Source organism: Mycobacterium sp. (genome assembly GCF_049673265.1).
In the GTDB taxonomy this organism is placed as follows: domain Bacteria; phylum Actinomycetota; class Actinomycetes; order Mycobacteriales; family Mycobacteriaceae; genus Mycobacterium.
The window spans coordinates 1-2,203 of record NZ_JBATXN010000315.1 but is presented as its reverse complement, the minus strand read 5'-3'; the positions used below and the strand labels follow the sequence as shown (position 1 = coordinate 2,203).

1 protein-coding gene is annotated in these 2,203 nt (G+C 68.1%); it reads left to right on the top strand.

The window, feature by feature from the left end; all coding sequences use genetic code 11:
* Positions 1–32: 32 nt before the first annotated feature.
* Positions 33–2,144, top strand: coding sequence for an ATP-dependent DNA helicase UvrD2 (locus WBF82_RS11185; RefSeq protein WP_424383102.1), 2,112 nt, complete (start codon positions 33–35; stop codon positions 2,142–2,144).
* Positions 2,145–2,203: the final 59 nt, after the last annotated feature.

Here is a 2,203-nt window from a genome sequence, read left to right as displayed (position 1 = left end):
GTTTGTCGGCGACCACTGCCAAGATGGACGCCATGCCGGTGATCACTGACCCCTTGGTCCCTTTGATTGCCGACCTCGATGACGAGCAGCGCGAGGCCGTGCTGGCTCCCCGCGGACCGGTCTGCGTGCTGGCCGGGGCGGGAACCGGTAAGACCCGGACGATCACCCACCGCATCGCCCAGCTCGTCGCCACCGGACATGTGGCCCCGGGTCAGGTGTTGGCGGTGACATTCACCCAACGCGCCGCCGGCGAAATGCGGTCCCGGTTGCGGGCATTGGGGGCCGCGGCGCAAACCGGTGTCGGCGCGGTGCAGGCGTTGACATTTCACGCGGCAGCACACCGGCAGCTGCGTTATTTTTGGCCGCGAGTCGTCGGTGACACCGGCTGGCAGTTGTTGGAGAGCAAGTTCGCCGTCGTCGCCCGCGGCGCGACCAGCGCCCGGTTGCAGCTGAGCACCGACGACGTGCGCGATGTGGCCGGCGAAATCGAGTGGGCCAAGGCGTCGCTGATTTCCCCCGAGCAGTATCCGGATGCGGTGGCTAACACCGCCCGCGACATTCCACTAGACGCCGCCAAGGTCGCGGCTGTGTACGCGGCCTACGAGTCGCTGAAATCCCGCGGCGACGATGTAGCGCTGCTCGACTTCGACGACCTGTTGCTGCACACCGCGGCCGCGATCGAGGACGACGCCGCGATCGCCGACGAGTTCCGGGACCGGTATCGCTGTTTCGTGGTGGACGAATACCAGGACGTGACGCCGCTGCAGCAGCGGGTCCTCTCGGCGTGGCTCGGGGATCGCGACGACCTGACCGTCGTCGGCGACGCCAACCAAACTATCTACTCATTCACCGGGGCCTCACCGCGTTATCTGCTGGACTTCTCGCGGCGGTTTCCGGAGGCGACGGTGGTGCGCCTGGAACGCGACTACCGGTCGACGCCGCAGGTGGTGTCGCTGGCCAACCGGGTGATCGCCGCCGCCCGCGGCCGGGTGGCCGGCAGCAAGCTGCACCTGGTCGGTCAGCGTGATCCGGGACCGGCGCCGACGTTTCGTGAAAATACCGACGAAGTCGCCGAAGCCGCCGCGGTGGCAGCGTCGATCTCACGGCTCGTCGAGGCCGGCACGCCGCCCGCCGAGATCGCGGTGCTGTACCGGATCAACGCGCAATCCGAGGTCTACGAAGAGGCGTTGACCGAAGCCGGCATTGCCTATCAGGTCCGCGGCGGTGAGGGCTTTTTCAGCCGTCAAGAGATCCGCCAGGCCCTACTGGTCTTACAGCGGGCGGCCAACCGCGGCGCCGAAAGCGACGGGCCGCTGCCCGACATCGTGCGCGGACTACTCGAACCACTGGGTTTGACGGATGAACCGCCGGCCGGAACCCGGGCCCGGGATCGGTGGGAGGCGCTGTCCGGGTTGGCCGAGCTGGTCGATGAAGAGGTGGCGCACCGCCCGCAACTGGATCTGCCCGATCTGCTGGCCGAGCTGCGGACCCGCGCCGACGCACGCCACCCGCCGGTGGTGCAGGGTGTCACGCTGGCCTCGCTGCACGCCGCCAAGGGGCTGGAGTGGGATGCGGTGTTCCTCGTCGGCTTGACCGATGGCACGCTGCCGATCTCGCACGCGTTGGCGCACGGCGCCGAGAGCGAAGCCGTCGAAGAAGAGCGTCGACTGCTCTACGTCGGAATCACTAGGGCCCGAATGCATTTGGCGCTCAGCTGGTCGTTGTCCCGGAACCCGGGTGGGCGGCAGACGCGCAAGCCGTCCCGGTTCCTCAACGGCCTCGCCCCGCAGACCCAGTCCGACGCCGGGCCCAGTCGGCCACGTCGTAATCGCGGCACCGCGTCACGCTGTCGCATTTGCAACAACCAGCTCACCACGCCGACAGCGATCATGCTCCGTCGCTGTGAGACGTGTGCGGCCGACATCGACGACGAGCTGTTGTTACAGCTCAAGGATTGGCGGCTGCGCACCGCCAAGGAGATGAAGGTGCCCGCCTACGTCGTGTTCACCGACAACACGCTGATCGCGATCGCCGAACTCCTGCCCGCTGACGACGCCGCGTTGGTCGCGATCCCGGGTATCGGCGCCCGCAAGCTGGAGCAGTTCGGCCCGGACGTGTTGGAGCTGGTCCGCAGCCGGAGCTAGCGGGTCGCCACAAAACCCCGTGGCGATCGCTAGCGCGGCGCAGCCGGGCGCAGCGGGTC